Origin of the sequence: Streptomyces sp. NPDC002888 (genome assembly GCF_042888465.1) — a bacterium.
GTDB lineage: Bacteria > Actinomycetota > Actinomycetes > Streptomycetales > Streptomycetaceae > Streptomyces.
Window position 1 is genome coordinate 87749 of the sequence record NZ_JBIAPU010000012.1, and the last position, 22579, is coordinate 110327.

The window sequence follows — 22579 nt, forward strand, 5'->3', positions numbered from 1 at the left end:
GCGCTCAGGCGACCTTGCTGATGTCCGCGGCCGCGGACTCCTGGGCCTTGAGCAGCCGCAGCTTCGGCGCGGGACCCGAACGGCCGCCGCGGTGGTGCAGGGAGCGGGCCGCGTAGTCGCCGGCGAACTGGATGACCGAGATGACGACGGCGAGGATCGCGACGGTGATCCACATGAGGTCGGCCTCGAAGCGCTGGTAGCCGTAGCGGATGGCGATGTCGCCGAGGCCGCCGGCGCCGACCGTGCCGGCCATCGCGGAGTAGCCGATGAGGGCGACGATCGTGGTGGTGGTGCTGGCGATCAGCGAGGGCAGAGCCTCGGGGACGAGGACCTTGCGGACGATGGTCCAGGTGTTGCCGCCCATCGACTGCACGGCTTCGACGAGCCCGCCGTCCACTTCGCGGACAGCCGTCTCGACGAGGCGCGCGAAGAACGGGATGGCTCCGACCGCGAGCGGCACGATGGCGGCCTCGCGGCCGATGGTCGTCCCGGTGATGGAGCGCGTGAAGTCCATCAGCGCGACCATCAGGATGATGAACGGCAGCGAGCGGGCGACGTTCACGATCTGCCCGATGACCTTGTTGGCGACGACGTTCTGCAGCAGTCCACCCCGGTCGGTGAGGACGAGCAGGACGCCGAGCGGAAGCCCGCCGACGACGGCGATGAGTGTGGACCAGCCCACCATGTAGAGCGTGTCCCAACAGGCCTGGGACAGCAGGGGCTGCATCTGGGACCAGGTCACTTGGCGCCCTCCTTCACCAGCACGGGCTCCTGGGCCGCGTTGTCGACGACGTCGATCTGCAGGCCCTGTTCGCGCAGGAAGCCGATGGGCACGACGTTGTCCTCGTAGTGGCCGGGCAGTTCGATGCGCATCCGGCCGACCTGGAGGCCGCCGACGGTGTCGATGGCGGCGCCGAGGATCGATATGTCGATGTTGTAGGTGCGCGAGAGCTGGGAGATGACGGGCTGGGTGGCGGCCTCGCCCTGGAAGGTGACGTCGACGACGGTGCGGTCGTCACCGGTGGCGTCGCCGGCGACGGGGAAGAGGGCGGAGGCCAGTTCGGAGCCCGGGGTGGCGAGCAGCTCGCTGACCGTGCCGGACTCGACGATGCGGCCCCGCTCCATGAGGGCGGCCGAGTCGCAGATGCTCTTGACGACGTCCATCTCGTGGGTGATGAGCAGGACGGTCAGGCCCAGTTGCCGGTTCAGGTCGCGCAGCAGCTGGAGTATGGAGCGGGTGGTCTCCGGGTCGAGGGCGCTGGTGGCCTCGTCGGAGAGCAGCACCTTGGGGTCGCCGGCGAGGGCGCGGGCGATGCCGACGCGCTGCTTCTGGCCGCCGGACAGCTGGGCCGGGTAGGCCTTGGCCTTGTCGGCGAGACCCACCAGGTCGAGGAGTTCGAGCGCCTTGCGGGAACGTTCCTTCCCCGACTTGCCGAGGATCTCCAGCGGCAGCTCGACGTTGTCCTGCACGGTCCGCGTGGAGAGCAGGTTGAAGTGCTGGAAGACCATGCCGATCCGGCTGCGCGCCTGCCGCAGCTCGCGGCCGGCGCGGGGTCCGCGGCCGGCGAGCGCGGTGAGGTCCTGGCCGGCGACGGAGACCGTGCCGGAGGTGGGGCGCTCCAGGAGGTTGACGCAGCGGATGAGCGAGGACTTGCCGGCGCCGGACTGGCCGATGACGCCGTACACCTCACCCTCGCGGACGTGCAGATCGACGCCGTCGAGGGCGGTGACCTCGCGTCCGCGTGAGCGGTAGACCTTGGTGAGGCCCGATGTGGTGATCACTGGGGGTTTCCGTCACTGTCGAGTGGGCGGGCGTGGGTGTGCCCGCGCATGGGGGCATACGGACCGCGCACGGTTCTCGTATGTGCCGTGCTACCGGGGAGAACGTGTGCGCGGGGCGGCTTCAGTCACGTACGGCATACGCGCACGGACATGCCACAGCGGCTCGCTTCGGGGCGCGAGGCTCGGGGGTGGTGCAGGGGCCCTCTAGAAGGCGCACATTCGACACATACAACGAGCACCGGGCGTCAGGGTCGCCTCGGTCGCAGGGATGCGGCAGCTCGTGGTGGTCATGCGATCAGTAAAGCAGACGTATGGTCCTGACCGAGCACGGCTGTCCGCATCTTGGACGGTGGTGGACAGGGGGCGGCTACGTGCGGCGGGCCCGGTGTGCGTAGCCGGTGACCAGTGCCGACAAGACGTGCAGGTTCTTGATCGACAGGGCCGGTCGGCGGCCGTGGACCCGGTGCGCTGTGGTCAATGCCACGGCCGTGGGCCCGGCCGCAGGGGTCCGTTTCGGCCGTAATAAGGTCACTGCATGCTTGATGCCCTGACGCTGGTGACCGGCGTCGCCGCGCTGCTGCTGGCCGCCTGGTGCGGCTGGGCGGCCTACCGCGACCAGTCGACGAAGGACTGGCACTTCATCGGGATGGCCGTGGTCACGTTGCTGGCGCTGGTCCAGCTGGTGATCGGGATCGTGCAGCTGGCGCGGGGCGAGAAGCCTGAGCAGGGTACGACGATCTTCGTGTCCTATCTCCTGGGCGCGTTCTTCTGCATCCCGGCGGCGGGGTTCATGTCACTGGTCGAGCGGACGCGGTGGGGATCGGTGACGGCCGCCGCCGGCGGTGTGGTGCTCGCGGTGCTGGAGGTGCGGCTCTATGACATCTGGGGTGGGTGAGATGGAGGCAGCCAGGACGCGGTTGATCGGCGGGCCGGGCATCGTGCTGGTGTGGCTGTACGGCGTGATGGTCGTCGGTGCGGTGTCGCGGTCGGTGTACCAGATCGCGACGGAGTTCGACCGGGCGCCGCTGGCCTATTCGCTGTCTGCGGTCGCGGGTGTGGTGTACGGGTTCATCACGTACACCTTGGTGCGGGGCGGGGAGACTGCGCGGAAGGCGGCACAGGTCTGCTGCGCGGCTGAGCTGCTGGGCGTGCTGGTCGTGGGTACGTGGACCCTGGTTGAGCCGTCCGCCTTTCCCGACGCGACCGTCTGGTCCAAGTACGGGATGGGGTACGTCTTCATTCCCGTGCTGTTGCCTTTGTCCGCGCTGTATTGGCTGCGGAAGGCTCGCGGGCAGCAAGAGGGTGCCTGAGGGGCGTCGGCGAGTGCGGGCCGCATGTTGCTGGTCGCGCCCACGCGGCGGAGCCGCACGTTGATACAGCCCCGCGCCCCTTTCGGGGCGCGTTTCGCTCAGGCCGTTTGTGCGTATGCTCCCGCCGGCTTCTCCAGGACGATCATCGGGACTCCGTCCGCGCCCTTTGACGTGCCGACCGTTTCGTAGCCCACGCGGCGGTACAGGCGGAGGTTGCCCTCGCTGCGGTGGCCCGTGTGGAGGCGGAACTTCGTGGCGCCGCGTTCCTCGGCGAGGGCCGACTCGGCGGCGCGCAGGAGCCTCGCGCCGATGCCGTGGTGCTGGAGGCGGGGGTGGACGCAGAGCTTGCCGATGGAGGCGGCGCCGTCCTCGGTGACGCTGCCACGGACCGAGCCGACGACCTCCTCGCCGAGCCGGGCGACGAAGACGCAGTCGGAGACGACCTCCTGGCGGACCGAGTCCAGGGTTTGAACGAGCGGGTCGATGCGGTAATTGCCGTACAGCGCCGCTTCGCTCTGGAAGCACAGGTACTGCAGCCTGAAGATCTGCTCGGCATCCTGCTCGGTCGCCACCGAGATGGTCACGCTCATGCCCATGTGCGCACGCCTCCCGCTCACCTGATCACCGGTCGTCCTTCACTCCTATCCCCGCGCTTCGCGGGCCGCAACCTCCGATGTGAGCAAACGACGCAGACATCCCAGACATCTGGAGCGTTCCGGTCCGAGACTTCCCTGTGAGATACCCAACTCCCCCGCGATCTCCCGGTATGTGAGGTCCTTGGACGACAGCAGGGCCTCCATCAGACGGGGGCAGCGGCCGGGCAGACGGCGCACCGCCTCGCGCAGGGCGCGGCGGCGGGCGGCGGTGAGGGCGAGTTGCTCGGGACCGCGGTCGGTCTCCTCGGCGGGCTCGGTGCCGTACGGCAGTTCGAGGCGGGTGGTGCGGCGGGTGCGGCGCGACTCGGAACGGACGGCCTTGCGCAGCCACCCGTGCGGGTCGGGCGGCGGGCCGTCGGTGTCCAGGCGCTCCAGGAGGCGGAGCCAGACCGCCTGTTCCAGGTCGCCCGGTTCGGTGCCGGTGGCGTGGGCCTCCGCGGAGGCCTCCGCGGCGAGCAGGGGGTGCAGGGTGGCGAGCAGGTCGTGCTTCATGTGCGGCACGACGCGGCCGCCCGGGCGGAGGTTGCCCGGGCGGGCCGACTGTCACCCCAATGAGTCGATCAGCTGTTGACGTAGTCCTCGCGGGCCAGCACGCCCGTGTCCGGGTTGTCGGTGAAGACGCCGTCGATGCCCGTGGCGAAGTAGGTCCGGAAGGCGCCGAACGCGTCACCGTAGGCGTCCGCGTCCGTGCCCTTGCGGAAGTTCGCGGGCAGGAAGGGGTTCTCGTTGCGCATGGTGTACGGATGCAGGATCAGGCCCCGCTTGTGCGCGTCGGCCACGAGCGTGGTCGGCGTGGTGAGGTTGCCGCCGGCGTCCTTCGGGATGATCAGGTCCAGGGTCGGGCCGATGCCCTGCGCGTAGCCGGCGATCTCCCTGAGACCCTTGGGCGTGATCAGGTCGGCGACCGTGCGCGGGTCGCCCGCCTCGACGAAGTCCCAGGGGCGGCTGCTTGCGCTGGAGAGCAGGACGACCAGGGGGTTGTCGACCAGCTTGTTCAGGCGCTGGATGCTGGTCGGTTCGAAGGACTGCAGGATGACCGGCGAGTTCCGCCTGTCCTTGCCGTACTTGTGGAGCAGCTTGGCGACCCGCTCCTCGATGCCCAGGCCCAGCTTGCGGAAGTAGGTGGGGTGCTTGGTCTCGGGGTAGATCCAGACCTGCTTGCCGCGCTTGCGGGTCTGCTCGTCCTGCCACTTCAGGACCTCTTCGAAGGTGGGGATCTCCCAGCGGCCGTTGTAGAGGGTGTTGTGCGGGCGGTTGGCCGCGATGCGCTCGATCGCGCGCAGGGTCTTCAGCTCGGCGAGGGTGAAGTCCTCGGTGAACCAGCCGGTGATGGAGACGCCGTCGAGGACCTTGGTGGTCTTCCGGTCGGCGAACTCGGGGTGGTCGGCGACGTTCGTGGTGCCGCCGATCTCCGGTTCGTGCCGGCAGACGAGGTGGCCGTCCCTGGTGGGGACGAGGTCGCCGGCCTCGACGATGTCGGCGCCGAGGTCGAGGGCGAGCTGGTAGGAGCCGAAGGTGTGCTCCGGCCGGTAGCCGCTGGCCCCGCGGTGTCCGATGACCGTCGGCACGGGCAGGCTCTTCAGCCCGCCGTCCGTGTGCGGCGCACCCACGGCTCTCGCCGGGCCGGCCATCCCGAGGACCGCTCCGCCGGCGCCGAGCACCGCCGCGCCGAGGAGTGCCCGTCGCCCGGTTGTGCCCGTTTGTCCGTTCGACTCCTGCGTTCCCATGAGCGCCCTCCCTGGCGTCTACTCGTCAGTGCGCGCTGATCGTAGGGGCGTGCACATGACGGAAGGGAGGCCTCGGACGGAACACGCGGGTGACGTGTGATGTCGTACGGGAGGCGAGTGATGACGGTCCGTCGGTTCGGGCGGGCCACCAGGGGTACGCGGAGGTGAGAGGCGGTCGGACCGGCGGAGGGGCGATGTCCGTCACATCGTCGCGTCCCGGTTACACGCGGGCGACGTAAGTGCGCCGCAGGTAAACGTACGTCAACACTGCGTAAGACCTCGGTGTCCCGATGTGCGCCACCCGGGGAACCGCGAGTATCGTCCTCACCTGCACAGACTCATACTGCTCTCGGCATCGGAGGAACCGTTGTCCCGCTTCGCGCTCATCAAGGCAGTGCTCGGACCGATCATGCGCCTGATGTTCCGCCCCCGGGTGGAAGGCGTGGAGCACATCCCGGGGGAGGGTCCGGTGATCCTCGCGGGGAACCACCTGACGTTCATCGACTCGATGATCCTTCCGCTGGTGTGCGACCGGCAGGTCTTCTTCATCGGCAAGGACGAGTACGTCACCGGCAAGAGCCTCAAGGGCAGGCTGATGGCCTGGTTCTTCACCGGCGTCGGCATGATTCCCGTGGACCGCGACGGCGGCCGGGGCGGTGTGGCCGCGCTCATGACCGGCCGCCGGGTCCTGGAGGAGGGCAAGGTCTTCGGCATCTACCCGGAGGGCACCCGCTCCCCCGACGGCCGTCTCTACCGCGGCCGCACCGGCATCGCCCGCCTCACCCTGATGACGGGGGCGCCCGTCGTCCCGTTCGCCATGATCGGCACCGACAAGCTCCAGCCGGGCGGCGCCGGCATGCCGCGCCCCGGCCGGGTCACGGTCCGCTTCGGCGAGGCGATGGAGTTCTCCCGCTACGACGGCATGGACCGCGACCGCTATGTCCTGCGGGCGGTGACGGACTCCGTGATGGCGGAGGTCATGCGGTTGTCGGGGCAGGAGTACGTGGACATGTATGCGACGAAGGCGAAAGCGGCGTAGGGGTCGTTTTTTCGGGTGCGGGTGCGTTGTGGTTGTCCGCGCGCACGCGGCGGAGCCGCACAAAGTCACAGCCCCGCGCCTCTAAGGTCGGCTGTCCAGCCGTTCGTTGCGCAGTAGGAACCATGCTGCTGTAGCCGTCGCCAGGAGGACTGCTGCTCCCGCGCCCGCTGCGATCGCGAGGCCGTCGACGAAGGCCTCGCGGGCTGCGGACAGCATCGCGTGGGCCGCGTCCGTCGGCATTCCCGCTGCCACCTCCATCGCCCCGCCCAGTGACTCGTGGGCCTGGGTCGGTGTGCCCGTCGGGGCCGGGAAGCCTCGGTAGACGCTCGTCACGATCGAGCCGAGCAGGGCGATGCCCAAAGCGGCGCCGAGTTCGTAGGCCGTCTCGGAGACGGCCGAGGCGGCTCCTGCCTGCTCCTTGGGGACCGAGGAGAGGATGACGTCGGCGGTGACGGTGAAGGAGAAGCCGGCGCCCACGCCGACGACCAGGAGGGCGGCTCCCAGGATCGGGTAGCCGGTGGATTCGTCGATCACCGTCAGGGCGGCCAGGGCCAGGCCGATGGCCGCGAGGCCGCCGGAGACCACGGCGCGCACCGAGAAGCGGCGGGCCGCGCGGCCCGCGATCAGACCTGCCGCCACGGCGCCGACGGCGGCGGGGAGTTCGGCCAGGCCCGCCTCCAAGGGGCGGCGGCCCTGGACGAGTTGCAGGTACTGGGAGAGGAAGAACACCAGGCCGGACATGCCGAGGATGGTCAGCAGGTCGGCCAGGACGGCCGCGCTGAGGCCGCGGTTGCGGAACAGGCGCATGTCCAGCAGCGGGATGGGCAGGGTGAGCTGGCGGTGTACGAAGCCGTACAGCGCGGCCGCGCCCAGCAGGGCCGCGGCCAGGGTCTCCCACGTGAGGCCATGGGTGGCGGCCTCCTTCACGGCGTAGACGACGCCGATCATGCCGACCAGGGACAGGACAACGCTGCGCATGTCCCACGGGCCGGGGTTCGGGTTGCGGGACTCCGGCAGCAGGCGGATGCCGACGAGGACGAGGACCGCCATCACGGGCAGGTTGATGAGGAAGACCGAGCCCCACCAGAAGTGTTCGAGCAGGAAACCACCGGTGATCGGGCCGACGGCCGTGCCCGCGGAGGCAGTGGCACCCCAGATCCCGATGGCGAGGCTGCGCTCGCGCGGGTCGTGGAAGAGGTTGCGGATCAGGGCGAGCGTGGCGGGCATCAGGGTGGCGCCCGCGACGCCGAGCAGGGCCCGGGCCAGGATCAGCAGCTCAGGGGTGAAGGCGTAGGCGTTGAGGACCGACACCGCGCCGAACGCCGTGGCGCCGACGAGCAGGATCCGCTTGCGGCCGATGCGGTCGCCGAGGCTGCCCATCGACACCAGGAGGCCGGCGATGACGAACGAGTAGACGTCGCCGATCCACAGGAGCTGGGTGCCGGTCGGCTCCAGGTCCTCGCTGATGTAGGGGGTCGCGAGGCCGAGGACGGTCGCGTCGACGGCCACCAGCAGCACGGCGAACACGAGGACGCAGAGCGCGAGCCAGCGGCCCGGGCGCTTCACCGCCTCGATCGTGCTCGCTGGCTGCAGGGTGCTGGTCATGATTCCTCTCTCCGGAGTGCGCCGCCGAGCAGCAGCTCGACGATCATGTGGGTGAAGTCCTTGGGGGCGACCCGCCCTTCCGACACCGCCCAGGCGCCGGAGGCCAGCAGGCCGTACAGCGCCTCGGTGAGCCAGACCGGGGTGAGGTCGATGCGGAACTCGCCGGCCGCCTGGCCGCGTCGGAACAGGGCCGCGATGCGGTCGTCGATCCGGGTCCAGCCCGTGTTCTGCTCCTCGCCCTCGAACAGCTGGTTCTCGCTGTAGAGGAAGGCGAGGAGTCCGGCGGACGGTTCGATCGCCCGCACCAGACGCCGTACGGCATCGGTCGCCGGCCCGTCGTCCAGGCGGGCCGCGTCGAGCGCCGCCTCGCACTCCGCGATGCCGAGCGACTCCAGGGCCCTGACGAGCGCGTCGCGCCCGGCGAAGTGGCGGTGGAGCGTGGCACGGCTGATGCCGACGGCCTTGGCGACCTCGTCCATCGTGGCGGTGGACTTGCGGGTCAGCAGGGCCGCGGCGGTGCGGAGGACGTGGTCACGGTCGACAGGCATGAGACGACTGTAGCGCAGGTGAGACATGAATGTCTCACCATGGGCATACGTGACTCATAGGTAAGGGTCGATGGAGGTGCGGCAGCAGCTCAGCCGGTCGTGACGGGTGTGCTCAGTGCCAGGGCAGTTCCCCGCGCCGCTCCCAGTAGGCGCGGGGGTCCTCGACGAGTGTGGCGAGGCGGGTGAGCTGGTCGTCGTCCAGGTCTACGACCGCCGCGTGCAGGTTGGAGGCGAGCTGGGTGACGGTCGCGGCGCCGGAGAGGACGACGCCGGCCCAGGGCTGGCGAAGGATCAGGGCGAGGGCGACAGCGTCACAGCCGAGGCCCGTCCGCGCGGCGACGGTCTTCAGCGCGTCCGGCGCGTGCGACTCCGCCAGCCGTCCGTTGGCCATGCCCTCCTTGATGATCACCGTGAGTCCGGCGTCGTGGGCCTCGGCGAGGGCGGGGGCGGCGGAGGTCTCCAGGGCGTTGTACGTCGACTGGACGGTACGGAAGAGGGGCTCGCCGTCGACCGTCACGGCGAGTGCGGCGCGGATGGCGTCGGCCTGGGCGGGGCCGCTGGTGGAGAAGCCGATGGTGACGCCCCGGGCGGCGGCTTCCGCGAGCTGCGTGTGAAGTTCCTTGTCGGTGAGGGCCGGGCTGTCCGGGGTCACCGAGTGGATCTGGTAGAGGTCGAGCCGGTCGCCGAGCAGGGCGTCGGTCTCGGCGCGCTGGCGCTCGAAGGTGGCGAGCCCGTGGTCCTTGACCTCGTGCTTCTCGGCGTCGGTCGTCCAGTCCGCGGTGTAGGTGTAGCCCCACTTGCTGCCCACGACGACGTCGTCGACGTCCGGGCGGGACTTCAGCCAGTCGGCGAGGAACTCCTCGGAACGGCCGTAGGAGCGGGCGGCGTCGAAGTAGCGCACGCCCTGGGCGTAGGCCGCGTCGAGGAGTTCATGGGTGCGCTCGCGCAGGGCGTCGGCACTGCGGTCGGCCGGGAGGTCCTGTTCGCGGCCCAGGTTGATGTAGCCGGGGCGGCCGACGGCGGCGAGCCCCAGGCCGATGTGGCAGGTGGGGGTCGTGGCTGAGGCCAGTCGGGCGAAGGGCATCGCGGACTCCGTTCGGTCGGCTCCTTGCGGCTCATGACCAACGTAACCGCGATACCCGTGCTTCACGCGTGGGTGGAGCCACCAGAGCGGCAAGCGGGGAGTCATGTGAACGGCATGTGCGCATGGAGTCGTGTGAACGGCACGCGCGTCGGCTCCATGTGTACCCCGCGGACCCCACGCTCACGTCGAGCCACCTGAACCGCACCCGCGCGTGGAGCCCTGCGCTTTCCACGCGCGCGTGCGCCCTACTTCGTGTTCTTCGCGGTGGCCCAGGCGTGCTGCGCCACCACGTCCGTCTTGACCTCGGTGAGCTGGACGGCGACCGCGCTGGGTGCCGTGCCGCCGCGGCCGTTGCGGGAGGCGAGGGCGCCGGGGACGTTGAGGACGGAGCGCACCTCGGGGGTGAGGTGTGCGGAGATCTTCGCGAACTGCTCGTCGGTGAGCTCGTCGAGCTCCTTGTCCTCGCCCTCGGCGACCTTCACGCACTCGCCCGCGACCTCGTGCGCGACGCGGAAGGGCACACCCTGCTTGACCAGCCACTCCGCGATGTCGGTGGCGAGCGAGAAGCCGGCCGGGGCCAGTTCCTCCATGCGCTCGCGGTGGACGGTGAGGGTCGCCATCATGCCGGTGAAGGCGGGGAGCAGGACCTCCAGCTGGTCGCAGGAGTCGAAGACCGGCTCCTTGTCCTCCTGAAGGTCGCGGTTGTAGGCGAGGGGCAGGGCCTTGAGCGTGGCCAGGAGACCCGTCAGGTTGCCGATCAGGCGGCCGCTCTTGCCGCGCGCCAGCTCCGCGATGTCCGGGTTCTTCTTCTGCGGCATGATCGACGAGCCGGTGGAGAAGGCGTCGTGCAGGGTCACGAAGGAGAACTCCTTCGTGTTCCAGATGATGACCTCCTCGGCGATCCGGGAGAGGTTGACGCCGATCATCGCGGTGATGAAGGCGAACTCGGCGACGAAGTCGCGGGACGCCGTGCCGTCGATCGAGTTGCCGACGCTGCCGTGCTCGAAGCCGAGGTCCTTGGCCACCGCCTCGGGGTCGAGGCCGAGGGAGGAACCCGCCAGCGCACCGGAGCCGTACGGCGAGACGGCCGTGCGGTCGTCCCACTGGCGCAGGCGCTCGGCATCCCGGGACAGGGACTGCACGTGCGCGAGGACGTGGTGGGCGAAGAGGACCGGCTGGGCGTGCTGGAGGTGGGTGCGGCCGGGCATCGCCACGTCCGGGTGGGCCTCCGCGAGGCCGATCAGGGCGTCCTGGAGGTCGGCGATCAGGCCGCCGATGATGCGGGCGTGGTCGCGCAGGTACATGCGGAAGAGGGTCGCGACCTGGTCGTTTCGCGACCGTCCCGCGCGCAGCTTGCCGCCGAGGTCGGGGCCGAGGTGCTCCAGGAGGCCGCGCTCCAGTGCGGTGTGGACGTCCTCGTCGGCGATGGTGCCGGTGAAGGAGCCGTCCGCCACGTCCGCCTCGAGCCGGTCCAGGCCCGCGAGCATGTTCGTCAGCTCGTCGTCCGTGAGGAGGCCGGCCTTGTGCAGCACGCGCGCGTGGGCACGCGAACCTGCGATGTCGTAGGGCGCCAGCCGCCAGTCGAAGTGGACGGACGCGGACAGCTTCGCCAGGGCCTCGGCAGGACCGTCGGCGAAACGGCCGCCCCAGAGCCGGACGTCACCGCTGTTGCTGCTCACTTGCGTTGCTCCTAGGGGGAGTTGGTCGGGGGTGCGCCTGCGCGAGGACCTCGGCGCCCGTCTCCTCGGCGATCCAACCGCCGTCATGCATGAGTATGCAGCACTCTGCATGATTCGTCAATCAAGCCGCTCCGGAGAAAGCCCTGCCCGCCCCGGTCGGGCCAGTGGAGGTCCGGGGAATTTTTTGAAGATGCTTTGAACAACGGCAACCGCTTACTCGTACTCAACACCGAACGCTGGCGCCGCGTTTGTAAACCCACTCCTGACCCAAGTGAGGCATCCGCATGTCCAGGGCTCTTCCGAAGTACAACAAGCGTCGTGTGGCGATCATCGGCGGCGCCGCCGCTCTGGCCCTGACCGGTGCTGTGGTCGTGAACCAGGCCCTCGCCGGGGAATCGTCCAAGAGCACCACGACCAACGCCAACACGCTCGCCGCCGGTCCCGGAACCATCACGTGCCCGGACGTCGCCTCGCAGCTGCCCGCGATCCCCGCCACCGCGCAGGCCGAGGTCGACCGCAACCTCACGCTGCTCAACACGCAGATCGCGGAGGCCAACAAGCGGCTGGTCGACACCGTGGGCCAGGGCGGACCGAACTTCGTCCAGAACGCCATCCTCGGCCCCCTGGAGGACAAGCGCGTCTCCACCGTCAACCGCATCGCGACGGCGATCGGCCGTACGGCGGAGAAGCCGCAGGGACTCGACGCCCTCGCGCCGTGCACCCTCAACGCGGAAGGCGCAGCCAACGGCGGCGACGCGGCGGCCACCCCGAGCGCGCCCGCGGACGAGCAGGCGGGCGGCAACGCTGGTGACGCAGGTGAGGCCGCTGGTGACGCGGGCGAGGCTGCGGGTGACGCGGGCAATGCCGCCGGAGACGCGGGCAACGCGGGTGACGCCGCTGGTGACGCCGGCAACGCCGGTGCCGCCGGCACGATCTCCTGCCCTGACGTGGCCTCGCAGCTGCCCGCGATCCCGGCCACCGCGCAGGCCGAGGTCGACCGCAACCTCGCCCTGCTCGACACCCAGCTCGCCGAGGCCAACAAGCGCCTGGTCGACACCGTGGGCCAGGGCGGCCCCAACTTCGTCCAGAACGCCATCCTCGGCCCGCTGGCGGACAAGCGGAACTCCACGATCGACCGCATCGCCATCTCCATCGGCCGCAAGGGGGAGAAGCCGCAGGGCCTGAACGCCCTGGCCACGTGCACGCTCAACAAGTGATGTGACCACTGCCGTGGCTGCCCCGGGAGAATGCCGACCGGGGCGGCCACGCAGGCGTTCCCGCAATTCATCGGACAAGTGAACGACTTCCGTCCATAATCGTCAGACATGGGAAAGACCTACGAACGCATTGACGGAAGGCTCCGTACGTTCATCGAGGAGCAGCCCGTCTTCTTCACCGCGACCGCACCCCTCTCCGGCGAGGGCACGGTCAACCTCTCCCCCAAGGGCCTCAAAGGCTCCTTCGTGGTGCTCGACGAGCACACCGTGGCCTATCTGGACTTCGCCGGGTCCAACGCCGAGACGATCGCGCACCTGCGCGAGAACGGGCGCATCACCCTGATGTGGTGCGCGTTCCAGGGACCGCCGAACATCGTGCGGGTCCACGGCCAAGGGGAGCCGGTCTTCCGTGACGACCCGCGCTTCACGGAGCTCCTCGCCCACTTCCCGGACATCGACACGACCCAGCACGGCTTGCGCGCGATCATCGTGGTGCGGGCCGAACTCGTCCGGGACACCTGCGGGTACGCGGTGCCCTTCATGACATACGACGCGGACCGCGATCTGCACAGCAAGCGCTTCGCGCGTGAGGACGACGCCTCGCTGAGCGCGTACTTCAGCAAGAAGGACCACGTGGCGAGCAGCCTGGACGGACTGCCCGGACTGCCGTTGCCACTCCCTCCCACACCTGCCGAATGACCGATTTGCCGGACTTCTCCCCGCGCCCCGAGGACCTCGGCAACCCCGAGGCCGGCACGCTCGAGACGCTGCCCACCAACTGGATCGCGGACTTCCGGCGCCTGTTCGACTTCGGTGCGGCGGGCCGGGCCGACCTCGCCGTGGACGACGCGCGGTTCAACGTCGCCAAGCGCATCGACACCCTGCTGGTGAACCCCCTCGCCGACCTGCCGCTCGGCACCTTCGGCGGGCGCGGGCGGCCCGCGCCCCCGGCCGTCGAGCTGAACCTGGCGTTCCGCAACCTCACCCGGGCGAACATGGTGAGTCTGGCCTCCGGCCAGCAGCTGGTGGAGCACCTCAGGAAGAAGAGGGTCAACGTCAAGGAGCTGCCCGCCTCCGCGTTCGACAACCGCCCGGGCGGGGCCCAGCTCGGCGACGAGCTGCGCAGGAAGCTCGTCCGCAACTGCCCGCTGTGGTTCTACATCCTCCGCGAGGCCGAGCTGAACCCCGGGGAACGGCTGACCGGCCTGGGCGGGCGCATCGTCGCCGAGGTGTTCCACCGCGCCATCGAGGGCAGCCGGCACTCCATCGTCCGGGACCCGTTCTGGCGGCCGTTCCTCAGCCCGGTCGAGGCCCGCCGCAAGGCCGGCACCTTCGAGATGACCGACCTGCTGCTGTACGCGTTCGAGGAGAACGCCGACCTGCTCAACCCGGTGGGCGTGTGAGGCGCGGGCAGCGCGGGCTCAGGGGTCCTTGCACTATGAGCGCCCGATCAGGTCGCGTGGTCTGGTGCCGTGCATCGCAAGGCGCCGGAGAGCCCTTGATGGGGGTCCCCCCGCTCGAGCGAAGCCGAGAGTGGGGGAGGAGCTACTAGGGCTCTTCGGCAACGCGGCGAGGTGCGGTGCCAGGCCGCGAGACCCGGGCGGGCATAGTGCAAGGACCCCTTAGGGGTCCTTACGCCTGATGGCCCCGCTCAGGCTGCCCCCACCGTCTTCCTCCCCTAGCGTCTGGCACATGCGCCACCGCCGTGCTGCCGCCCTGGCCCTCGCGTCCGTGCCCCTGCTCGCGTCCACCCCGGACGCGGCGGTTCCGCTGCCCGCGCGCATGGCCGACACCGGCGGCGGCACCCAGCTGATCACCGCGCTCGCACCCGGCACCGCTTCCACCTCGGGCACCGTCACCTGGTGGGACCTGCAAAACGGGCGATGGACGAAGGCCGGTTCCGCGCAGGCCCGCTTCGGGGCGAACGGGCTCGTGGAGGGCGCCTCGCGCAGACAGGGGACGAACACGACGCCGACCGGCCTGTACGACCTTCCGTTCGCGTTCGGCATCAAGGCGGCGCCGGGCGGAACGACGTACAAGTACCATCCCGTGCATAGGGATTCCTGGTGGTGCCAGGACAACCGCTCCCGCTCCTACAACCGCTGGACCGAGCCCCGCCCCGCCGACTGCCGCGCCGCCGAGTCCGAGCACCTGGTCGCGTACCGCACGCAGTACGCGCACGCGCTCGTCATCGGCTTCAACTACCGCAATCCGGTGCACGGGCGTGGGGCCGGGATCTTTCTCCACGTCAACGGGCGGGGCCCGACGGCCGGTTGTGTATCGGTGCCCGTCGACGTCATGCGGCGGATCGTGGCGTGGGCCGACCCGGCGGCGAAGCCGCACATCGCGATCGGCACGGCGAGCGGGACGACGACGATCGTCCGCTACTGAGACTGGTCACCGAGCACCCTCCCGCTGCGCCACCGGCGTTCGTCGCCCGGCACGATCCCGCCCCCACTGTCCGCACCCGATGCCATCATGTTCTCCTGCTCAGCGAGGGGGACGGGGAACATGGACGAGGCGCGCAGGGCCCTGCTCATCGGAATCGGGCAGGTTCCCGCGGTCGGCGACGCGCTGGAACGGCTGGACGAGGCGGTCGAGGCGGACCTGCGGCTGATGAACACGGCACTGCACGCCTCGGGCTACGAGGTGGACATCCTCCACAACCCCGGCCTGAGCCGGCTCAGGTCGAAGATCTACGAGGTGGCCTGTGACACCCCGGCGGACGGCACCCTCCTGCTCTACTTCACGGGTCACGGCCTGCGGATCGACCGCACCGACTACCTCGTCCCGGCCGATGCCGTCCCACCGGCCGACGGAAACTGGCGTGACCCGTATCTGGACTCGCTGCTCCCGGCCAACATCAGTCCCCTGCTGAGGGACTGTCCGGCAGGCACGGTGCTGTGGCTCATCGACGCCTGCCGTACGGACACCGCGAGTTCCGGCGAAGCGTTCGGCAACAGTGTCGAGAACGGTCCCTCAGGCGGTGGCTTCGCCGTGCTGACCGGGTGCTCGGCGGGCGAACACGGTGGCTACACGGGCGAGGGAAGCTTCTTCACCCGCGGAATGGCGGACGCGCTGGGGCCGTTGACGCCCGCGCGAACGATTCAGGACGTGTTCGCCACCGCGTGCGCCCGGACCCGGGAAGCGGCCCGGCGTCACGGGATGACCCAGACTCCGCGGATCCGGTACGGCACCCATGCCGAGTCCGAGACCCGGCAGAAGGAGATCTGTGGCGGCCGCCCCCTGCTGGAAGCCTGGCTCGAGGCGGTTGGGTCCACCCCGCTGTGGCAGCACGTCACCGAAGAGGGTGTGGAGAGCGTTCCCGCCTTCCAGGGGGCCTTACGCGTGTTCGTCGAGCAGTGCGCGCGCACGGTCCACCTCGCACAGCAGCGGCTGCCCCATCCCGACCAGTGGGTCGACGACGACTTCCCGGTCAGGCTGCTGTGCGACCGGTTGCCCTCGCTGCTGCCCGACGACGCACGGCTCTCGGCCGTCGAGGTGGCCACGCTCGTCGCCGCTCCGTTCCTGCACGAGACGGCCTGGGCCGAGCGGCTCAGCCAGGCCGCGGAGATCGACCCGTACGCCCTGGCCCGGCACACACCCGCCGGCGCTCATCGCCGGCACTACGAACAGACCGTCGAGCAGTACGGGCGCGTCGCGCGCAAGCTGGCCGACTGCCAGAGCCGCGAACGCGTCGGAGACACGGCCACGATCACGATGTGGCTCGTGCACCGCTGGATCGAGGACCGCTTCCAGACCGACGACGAGGCGGTGTCCGCGGGCCCGGCCGAGGCCCTGGCGGCGAAACTCGGCGTGGCCGACGGCAGAGTGCACGAGCTGTCGGAACTGCTCAGGGCGGCGGCCTCGGGCATCGGCGTGGAGGAGCCGTTCGAGGCGCCACGCACCTGGGCATCCCGCAAGGTGCTCCTGCCCGGCGGCCACCAGCGGCTCCGCGCCCGCCCTCTCACCGCCCTGCTCCGGCTCGCCGCACTGCTGGCCGTCGACGTCCGCGTCCTCCCGGACGTCGTGGCCGAGCACCTGGCTGTCACCGACCCCGTCCTGCCCGAGCAGATCGTTTCCATGGCGCGCGGCCTGAGCTGGCACCGGGACGGCAACGCCCTGCACCTGGACGCGCCATGCCCGCACCAGGCCGTGCACGCGGCGCTCACGGAGATCGCCGAGGAGGCCGACCAACTGGCCGCCCGGACCTGGGAACTGGCTGGCGAGATGAGGGAGTCTGAGGCCGCTCTCCTGGCGGCCGTGCCCCATCGCATCACGGACCGGGACCTGCGCCCCCTGCGGGTGGGCAACCAGGTCGCCTACGAAGTTCCGCTCCTGCACTTCCACCTCGCGCAGACCGAGGTGCGCGATCTGCTGATGGGCGAACAACTCTACGGCGGTGAACCGGAGTTGGCGCTTCGCGAGATGTACCAGAACGCCATGGACGCGTGCCGCTACCGCGCGATGCGCTGGGACTACCTGCGCAGCACCGGCACCCGGCCCGCCGACTGGTCCGGCCGGATCGTCTTCACGCAGGGCCGGGACGAGCGCGGCCGGTACGTCGAGTGCCGGGACAACGGCGTGGGCATGGGCGCGGAACAGCTCAAGCAGACCTTCACCCGTGCCGGCAGCCGCTTCGAGCGGTCGAAGTCGTTCCGCAAGGAGCAGTCCCGGTGGCTGCGCCACGACCCGGCGCTGCGGCTGTATCCCAACAGCCGTTTCGGCATCGGGGTGTTCAGCTACTTCATGCTGGCCGACGAGATGACCATCGTGACCCGCCAGGTCAGCCCGGACGGCATTCCGGCGGAGCACGCGCTGCGCGTCGAAATCCCGAGCAGCGGAAGCCTGTTCCGCATCCAGCGCCACGACGGCTCGGACGACGGCCTCGCCGAGGGCGGCACCCGCGTGAGGCTGTATCTGCGCGAGAACGCGGCGGGCCGGGAGCTGTCGTGCGTTCCCGTGCTGCGGCAGCTGGTCAGGGTGAGTGACTTCGCTCTGGAGGCACGCGAGGACTCGGGGCAGGAGCACGTCTGGGTACCGCACGAGTTGCAGCCCCTGCCGGACCAGGACCCGGACGAGTTGCTGACGGCGGTTCCGGGCCTGCTCTGGTGGGTGCTGGGAAAAGGCGCGATTCTCTGTGACGGCATCGCCACGGACCAGAAGCCCCTCGGCTACGTGGTGAACCTGACGGGACCGCACGCGGGGAAACTCAGCGTGAGCCGGAAGGAACTGCAGGAATTCGACACGGACTGGATCGAGGCGCTGTGGCGCCAGGGAGCCAAGGAACTCACCGGCTGGTCCGAACTGTCGCTGTACTGGCTGGCGCGACTCGACAAGGAGAGCAACTCCCTGGCCCGGGTGCTGGACAGGGAGTGGAGAGGGAAGGGAATCGTCACGTCGGGACCGGATGGAAGACCGGCGGCTCTGGATCGCGTGGGCTGGTTCCACCTCGACCGCGAGGTCATGGGCGAGAGGAGTTCGAGCGCCCTCAGCGGCTTCCGTCCCTGGCGGGCCGCCGCGCTGGGGCTGCCTCGTCGTCACAACGGGCAGGCCATGCCCTCGGACCTCGTGGGACATCCGGTACCGGCGCCGGGGGATGCCGATCTCGCCTTCGCCGAGCTGAACTCCTGGTTCCATGTGATCCACAGGGCGGCAGAGTGGGGAATGCCCCTGGCTGAGCTCCTGCGCCGGCGAAGGAGCCTGCGGATCGCGGAGACGAGTTTTGCGGCCGTTCCCGTCCGGGGTGGCGGACTGGACTGGATTCCCGATGCCACCGACGGACGGCTCGCGAAGGCGATGTTCGAGAGCAAGCTGGGCACCGTGGCTGCGGGCGCCGGCTCCGGCCACTGGGGTGCCCTGATTCTGGCATCGGCGGAGCTGGCCATGCCCTTGGGCAGCCTGGTGCGGCAACTGGCTCGGTTCGCTCCCCTGCTGCCACGCCCCCTTCCCACGGTCCCTTTGCACCATGAGGACCGCGTGTGCACCGAGGAGGATCTCAAGTGCCTCTTCCTCCATTCGTCCAGAGCACAGGGCGCCACGTGGAGGCTGCCGAGCGATGCCGAGCGTGTGAAGCGGCTCGCCGAGCGGACCGACCGACCGGCAAAGGACGTGCTCGCCCGGTTGGCCGACTTCTCCTGGCTGGGCTGGACTGTTCCGTCTCGCGACGACGTGTCCCGCTGGGCCGACCTCGACAGCGAGATCTCCGACGTCGTAAGCCTCTTCACCACCGAGCGCCCGGAGGGCGGCCGGATGCTCCACTGGGCAGCCACCGTGGACTGCGCCGACACCCTGGAGTCCGACCTGGGGGAAGCCGAGGAACGGTTGGCCGTGGTGGCCGCGAGACTCGGCCTGCACTACGAGCGCCGCTACGCCCACGACTCCGCGTCGGCGCGCCACATGCCGTCACTGGACGCGGCCAACCTGGTACGGCACCTGAGGTCGCTGGAGCGGCATCTCGAGCAGGGAGTGGACCTGGAGGGCCTGGCGCTGGCCGCCTTCAAGTACGAGGACGAGTTCGACTTGGAGACAGCCGTCGAGGATCTGCGGGTCGCGGGCGTGGCCGTGCCGGACGACATCGGCCTCGTGTTCGCGTGGGACAGCCTTCCGCTGCGCGACCGGTACGTCCTGTCGGGCAAGGAACCCTCCCTGGAGGAAGAGGACTACCTGGCCCCGGAGCTGACCTCCGCCGTGCTGTTCAGCGCGGCGGAGCGCCTCAACGAACCGCTGCGTGAGGTGTGGGACCTGGCCGCGAAGTACGCTGAAGACTACGGACTCACGGTGCCGCCGCTTCCCTCCTCCCTCGCCGAGTTCCGTCCCACCGGGGACATGTGCTCCGCCCTCATCGAGCACCCGGGCGACGGGTACAGCGACTTCGGCACCGCGGTGTGGACCCGGCTGACCCCCGTCGCCCTGGCCAGGTACGCCCGCCACACGGCCATTGACACGGCCACGGCCTACGAGCGCCTGTGGCCGCTGCGCGCGATCGGCGCTCCGGTTCCCGACCTCTCCGAGGCCGCGCTGGCGGCGCTCGGGGACCATGTGCCGGATCCTCACGACCTCGTCGCGCTGGACACCGACCACCGGGTGGCGCCGGAGGACGCCCCCTACTGCCCGCTCGACCTGGTGAGCATCGCCGGCCGACTGGGCGAGCCCCTCCCCCGTACCGTCGGCCGTATCGCCCCCTACCTGCCCCTGTGCCGGGCCACGACCGTCCTTCCCCCCGTTCCGGACGTCATCCCCCGCTGGCAGGACCTCGCCCTGCTCACGCAGGCCTTCGACGGCATGCTGCCCGCCCTCGAAGGCCGGGTGAGCGAACGGCACATCGGGCTCGCCGCCGAGGCCACCGATGAGAGCGAGGAATGGATCACGGACCGGCTGCGTCTGTACGCGACGATGTTCGGGCTGGTCCTCGACGAGAACGGGGGCGACGACGATGAGTGAGTCACCACCCGCGCCCCACGACTTCGGCACGGCGTACGTGGAAACGTATGTGGGCGTGGCCACCGGTGTCTTCGTCCGGCAAACCGTCGACGACGGGCCGGGTCTGCGGGTGGAGGGCACCTGTCCGCGCTGTCACGGCCGCACCGCTTCCGAGTACCGCTACGGCCTTCCCGGCACCGGTACGAAAGGGCTGCTCGACCGGATGAGGGGAGGGCCCCCGGCGGCCCCGCAGGGAGATGCGGACGACGCCTTGCTGCGCGAGGTGCACTTCTGCGAGTGCGGGCACCCGCACCCCGAACTGCCCGCCGACGCGCCCTTCGTGGGCTGCGGGGCGAGTTGGCGGGTGGCGGCCCTGGGCACGTGGGACGCGCAATGAGCGCCCAGTCGGACCGGCGTTGGGCGCAGCTCGCCCGGGAGCTGGAGTTCACCCAGCTCCCCGAGCTGAGGCGCCAGGCCGAAGGCTGGCGTACGGGACTCACCGGCCTCACCGCGCTCCTCACCGTCCTCGTGACCCTCAAGGGGCGGGACGATCTCGCCCGGATCCCGCCCGCGGCCCGGCACACGGCGGGCGTCCTGGTCGGTCTCGCCTTCGTGCTCCTGCTGCTGGGTTCGGTCCTGGCCGTCCGCGCCGCGCATGGAAGCCCTGGCGAGCGAGTGCTCCTGGCGGGTCAGGCGCTGCGCGACTGGACACGGCAGGAGATCGCCCGGGTCACCCGGTCACTGCGGCACGCCGCCGTGTGCTGCGTGACCGGGGTGGTCCTGATCGCCGCGGCGGTCACCGTCGTCTGGACGACGACCGGTTCGTCGCCGGACCACCTCGTGCGGGTGGTGACGACGCGTGGCGAACGCTGCGGGGAGCTCTTGGGCTCCGGCCCGGACGGCGTGACGCTCAGGACCGAAGCGGAGGGCAGGGCTCTGGTGCCGCAGCGCACGGTGCAGTCGATGGTTCCGGTCGCCACCTGCACCGGCTGACGGTTACCACCGGTCACTTCAGTCCGTGCCGGACTCTTCGGGACACTGAACACTCGGGTGGTTCGGCACGTATCTGTGGGCCAAGGGTCCCGTACCCACGGAGGAACCGTGACCACCACGCTCGCAGGCGGACGTGCCGCCCGCCGCCAGACGATGCGCCGCATCCGCCCGCGCCGCTCCCCCGCCGTCCCGCTGCTGCTCGCCGTGTGGGCGGGCGCGGTGGGCGTGCTGTGGTTGTGGTGGAACAACACGCCGTCCATCGCGGACCAGGCCGGGAAGATCATCAACGCGGGGCGGATCACCGGTCTGCTCGCCGGATACCTGATGGCGCTCGTCGTCCTTCAGATGGCGCGCGTGCCCGCCCTGGAGCGGCGGGTCGGCTCCGACCGGGTCGCCCGCTGGCACGCGATGAGCGGTCGCTACACGATCTGCCTGGTCCTGGCGCACATCTTCCTCACCATGTGGGGCTACGCGCTGCAGGCCGGCAAGACGCTCGGCGACATCGTCCAGCAGACGATCGACTCCATCAACCAGCTGCCGGACATGGGCAAGGCCGCCATCGGCACCGGTCTGCTGCTGCTGATCGGCCTGGTGTCTGCGGGCGGGATCCGCAAGCGGATGCCGTACGACACCTGGTACCACATCCACCTGATGACGTACGCCGCGGTGTTCCTGACCTTCTGGCACCAGATCACCACCGGCAACGACTTCGCCGTCGAGCCCACCGCGAAGACCGTCTGGTACGCGCTGTACGGCTCCGTCACGGCGCTGGTGATCTGGTACCGCGTCATCACGCCGGTGCGGCTGAACCTCCGTCACCGGATGCGCGTCGAGGCCGTGATCGAGGAGGCTCCCGGCATCGTGTCGGTGCTGATCAGCGGGCGGAAGCTGCACCGGATGGGCGCGGAGGCGGGGCACTTCTTCCGCTGGCGGTTCCTCGCGCCGGGGATGCGTTTCAGCTCCCACCCGTACTCGCTGTCGGCGGCGCCGCGCCCCAACACGCTCCGGATCACGGTGAAGGCGAACGGCGACCACAGCTCGGCCCTGCGCGAGCTGGCGCCCGGCACCCGGGTGTGGGCCGAGGGTCCGTACGGGGCCATGACGGCCTCCCGGCGCAGCCGCGGCAAGGTGCTGCTGGTCGCGGGCGGTGTCGGCATCACCCCGATGCGCGCGCTGTTCGAGACGCTGCCCGGCGCGGCCGGCGACATCACGCTGCTCTACCGGGCCAACAGCACCCAGGACCTGGCGCTCTGGGACGAGCTGGCCACCATCGCCGACGAGCGGGGCGCGCGGCTGATGTACGCCGTCAACAGCCCGGACGGGGAGCGGCCGGACATCTCCGCGGAGAGCCTGCGCCGCAAGATCCCGGACATCGACAGCCACGACGTCTTCATGTGCGGGCCGAACGGCTTCGCCCAGTCGGTCTACGAGGCACTGCGCGGCGCGGGGGTCCCCGCCCGCCGTATCCATCACGAGTCGTTCGAGATGTGAGCGACGGGACCTCACGGGAATGACCT

Annotated in this window: 20 protein-coding genes; 11 read left to right on the plus strand and 9 right to left on the minus strand. The window is 70.2% G+C overall.

The features are described from left to right. Positions 1–4: 4 nt before the first annotated feature. Together ACFYWX_RS20730 and ACFYWX_RS20735 are read right to left on the minus strand one after the other, a co-directional pair. Positions 5–742 carry a methionine ABC transporter permease gene (locus tag ACFYWX_RS20730; protein WP_389425510.1) on the minus strand — a complete coding sequence of 246 codons (738 nt, stop codon included), beginning with the start codon at positions 740–742 and terminating at the stop codon, positions 5–7. Continuing rightward, the gene (locus ACFYWX_RS20735) at positions 739–1782 is read right to left on the minus strand and encodes a methionine ABC transporter ATP-binding protein (protein WP_389425511.1); all 1044 of its coding nucleotides are present in this window, start codon (positions 1780–1782) and stop codon (positions 739–741) included. Before ACFYWX_RS20735 ends, ACFYWX_RS20730 begins: the two co-directional genes overlap by 4 nt. A gap of 535 nt (positions 1783–2317) precedes the next feature. Between ACFYWX_RS20735 and ACFYWX_RS20740 the strand changes: the two genes are divergently transcribed. Together ACFYWX_RS20740 and ACFYWX_RS20745 are read left to right on the plus strand one after the other, a co-directional pair. Continuing rightward, a complete protein-coding gene (locus tag ACFYWX_RS20740) occupies positions 2318–2677 on the plus strand; it encodes a hypothetical protein (protein ID WP_389425512.1) in 360 nt (119 codons plus the stop codon). Next, positions 2658–3092 carry a hypothetical protein gene (locus ACFYWX_RS20745; RefSeq protein ID WP_389425513.1) on the plus strand — a complete coding sequence of 145 codons (435 nt, stop codon included), beginning with the start codon at positions 2658–2660 and terminating at the stop codon, positions 3090–3092. The genes ACFYWX_RS20740 and ACFYWX_RS20745 overlap by 20 nt, the downstream gene beginning before the upstream one ends. A 98-nt stretch (positions 3093–3190) precedes the next feature. On the opposite strand, the gene ACFYWX_RS20750 is transcribed toward ACFYWX_RS20745, so the two are convergent. The 3 genes from ACFYWX_RS20750 to ACFYWX_RS20760 form a co-directional block, all read right to left on the minus strand. Next, entirely contained in the window at positions 3191–3688 is a 498-nt protein-coding gene (locus ACFYWX_RS20750; protein ID WP_389425514.1) for a GNAT family N-acetyltransferase, read from the minus strand. Between the two features lie 45 nt (positions 3689–3733). Beyond that, positions 3734–4240: an RNA polymerase sigma factor gene (locus ACFYWX_RS20755; protein WP_389425515.1), complete on the minus strand. Its 507-nt coding sequence runs from the start codon at positions 4238–4240 to the stop codon at positions 3734–3736. A 68-nt stretch (positions 4241–4308) separates the two neighbouring features. Further along, positions 4309–5475: a glycerophosphodiester phosphodiesterase gene (locus ACFYWX_RS20760; RefSeq protein ID WP_389425516.1), complete on the minus strand. Its 1167-nt coding sequence runs from the start codon at positions 5473–5475 to the stop codon at positions 4309–4311. Positions 5476–5842: 367 nt separating this feature from the next. Between ACFYWX_RS20760 and ACFYWX_RS20765 the strand changes: the two genes are divergently transcribed. Continuing rightward, on the plus strand, positions 5843–6514 hold the full coding sequence (locus tag ACFYWX_RS20765) for a lysophospholipid acyltransferase family protein (protein WP_389425517.1): 672 nt from the start codon (positions 5843–5845) through the stop codon (positions 6512–6514). 81 nt (positions 6515–6595) lie between these two features. Here ACFYWX_RS20765 and ACFYWX_RS20770 read toward each other — a convergent pair whose 3' ends face one another. The 4 genes from ACFYWX_RS20770 to argH form a co-directional block, all read right to left on the minus strand. Next, positions 6596–8119, minus strand: a complete 1524-nt coding sequence (locus tag ACFYWX_RS20770; RefSeq protein WP_389425518.1) for an MFS transporter — start codon at positions 8117–8119, stop codon at positions 6596–6598. Next, positions 8116–8667, minus strand: coding sequence for a TetR/AcrR family transcriptional regulator (locus ACFYWX_RS20775; protein WP_389425519.1), 552 nt, complete (start codon positions 8665–8667; stop codon positions 8116–8118). Before ACFYWX_RS20775 ends, ACFYWX_RS20770 begins: the two co-directional genes overlap by 4 nt. A gap of 112 nt (positions 8668–8779) precedes the next feature. Next, positions 8780–9751, minus strand: a complete 972-nt coding sequence (locus ACFYWX_RS20780) for an aldo/keto reductase (RefSeq protein WP_389425520.1) — start codon at positions 9749–9751, stop codon at positions 8780–8782. Between the two features lie 245 nt (positions 9752–9996). Next, positions 9997–11430, minus strand: coding sequence for an argininosuccinate lyase (gene argH / locus ACFYWX_RS20785; protein WP_389425521.1), 1434 nt, complete (start codon positions 11428–11430; stop codon positions 9997–9999). A gap of 284 nt (positions 11431–11714) precedes the next feature. On the opposite strand from argH, the gene ACFYWX_RS20790 reads away from it, so the two are divergent. From ACFYWX_RS20790 to ACFYWX_RS20825, 8 genes are all read left to right on the plus strand, one after another. Beyond that, complete coding sequence (locus ACFYWX_RS20790; protein WP_389425522.1) at positions 11715–12647, plus strand: hypothetical protein; 933 nt, start codon at positions 11715–11717, stop codon at positions 12645–12647. 108 nt (positions 12648–12755) lie between these two features. Then, entirely contained in the window at positions 12756–13346 is a 591-nt protein-coding gene (locus ACFYWX_RS20795) for a pyridoxamine 5'-phosphate oxidase family protein (RefSeq protein ID WP_389425523.1), read from the plus strand. Next, on the plus strand, positions 13343–14050 hold the full coding sequence (locus ACFYWX_RS20800; protein ID WP_389425524.1) for a hypothetical protein: 708 nt from the start codon (positions 13343–13345) through the stop codon (positions 14048–14050). The genes ACFYWX_RS20795 and ACFYWX_RS20800 overlap by 4 nt, the downstream gene beginning before the upstream one ends. Before the next feature lie 289 nt (positions 14051–14339). Beyond that, positions 14340–15038, plus strand: a complete 699-nt coding sequence (locus ACFYWX_RS20805) for a L,D-transpeptidase (RefSeq protein WP_389425525.1) — start codon at positions 14340–14342, stop codon at positions 15036–15038. A 120-nt stretch (positions 15039–15158) separates the two neighbouring features. After that, entirely contained in the window at positions 15159–20090 is a 4932-nt protein-coding gene (locus tag ACFYWX_RS20810; protein WP_389425526.1) for a caspase family protein, read from the plus strand. Next, positions 20083–20466: a hypothetical protein gene (locus ACFYWX_RS20815; protein ID WP_389425527.1), complete on the plus strand. Its 384-nt coding sequence runs from the start codon at positions 20083–20085 to the stop codon at positions 20464–20466. The genes ACFYWX_RS20810 and ACFYWX_RS20815 overlap by 8 nt, the downstream gene beginning before the upstream one ends. Continuing rightward, positions 20463–21062 (plus strand): hypothetical protein, encoded by a 600-nt coding sequence (locus ACFYWX_RS20820; protein ID WP_389425528.1) that lies wholly within the window; start codon positions 20463–20465, stop codon positions 21060–21062. The genes ACFYWX_RS20815 and ACFYWX_RS20820 overlap by 4 nt, the downstream gene beginning before the upstream one ends. A gap of 108 nt (positions 21063–21170) precedes the next feature. Continuing rightward, a complete protein-coding gene (locus tag ACFYWX_RS20825) occupies positions 21171–22553 on the plus strand; it encodes a ferric reductase-like transmembrane domain-containing protein (protein WP_389425529.1) in 1383 nt (460 codons plus the stop codon). Positions 22554–22579: the final 26 nt, after the last annotated feature.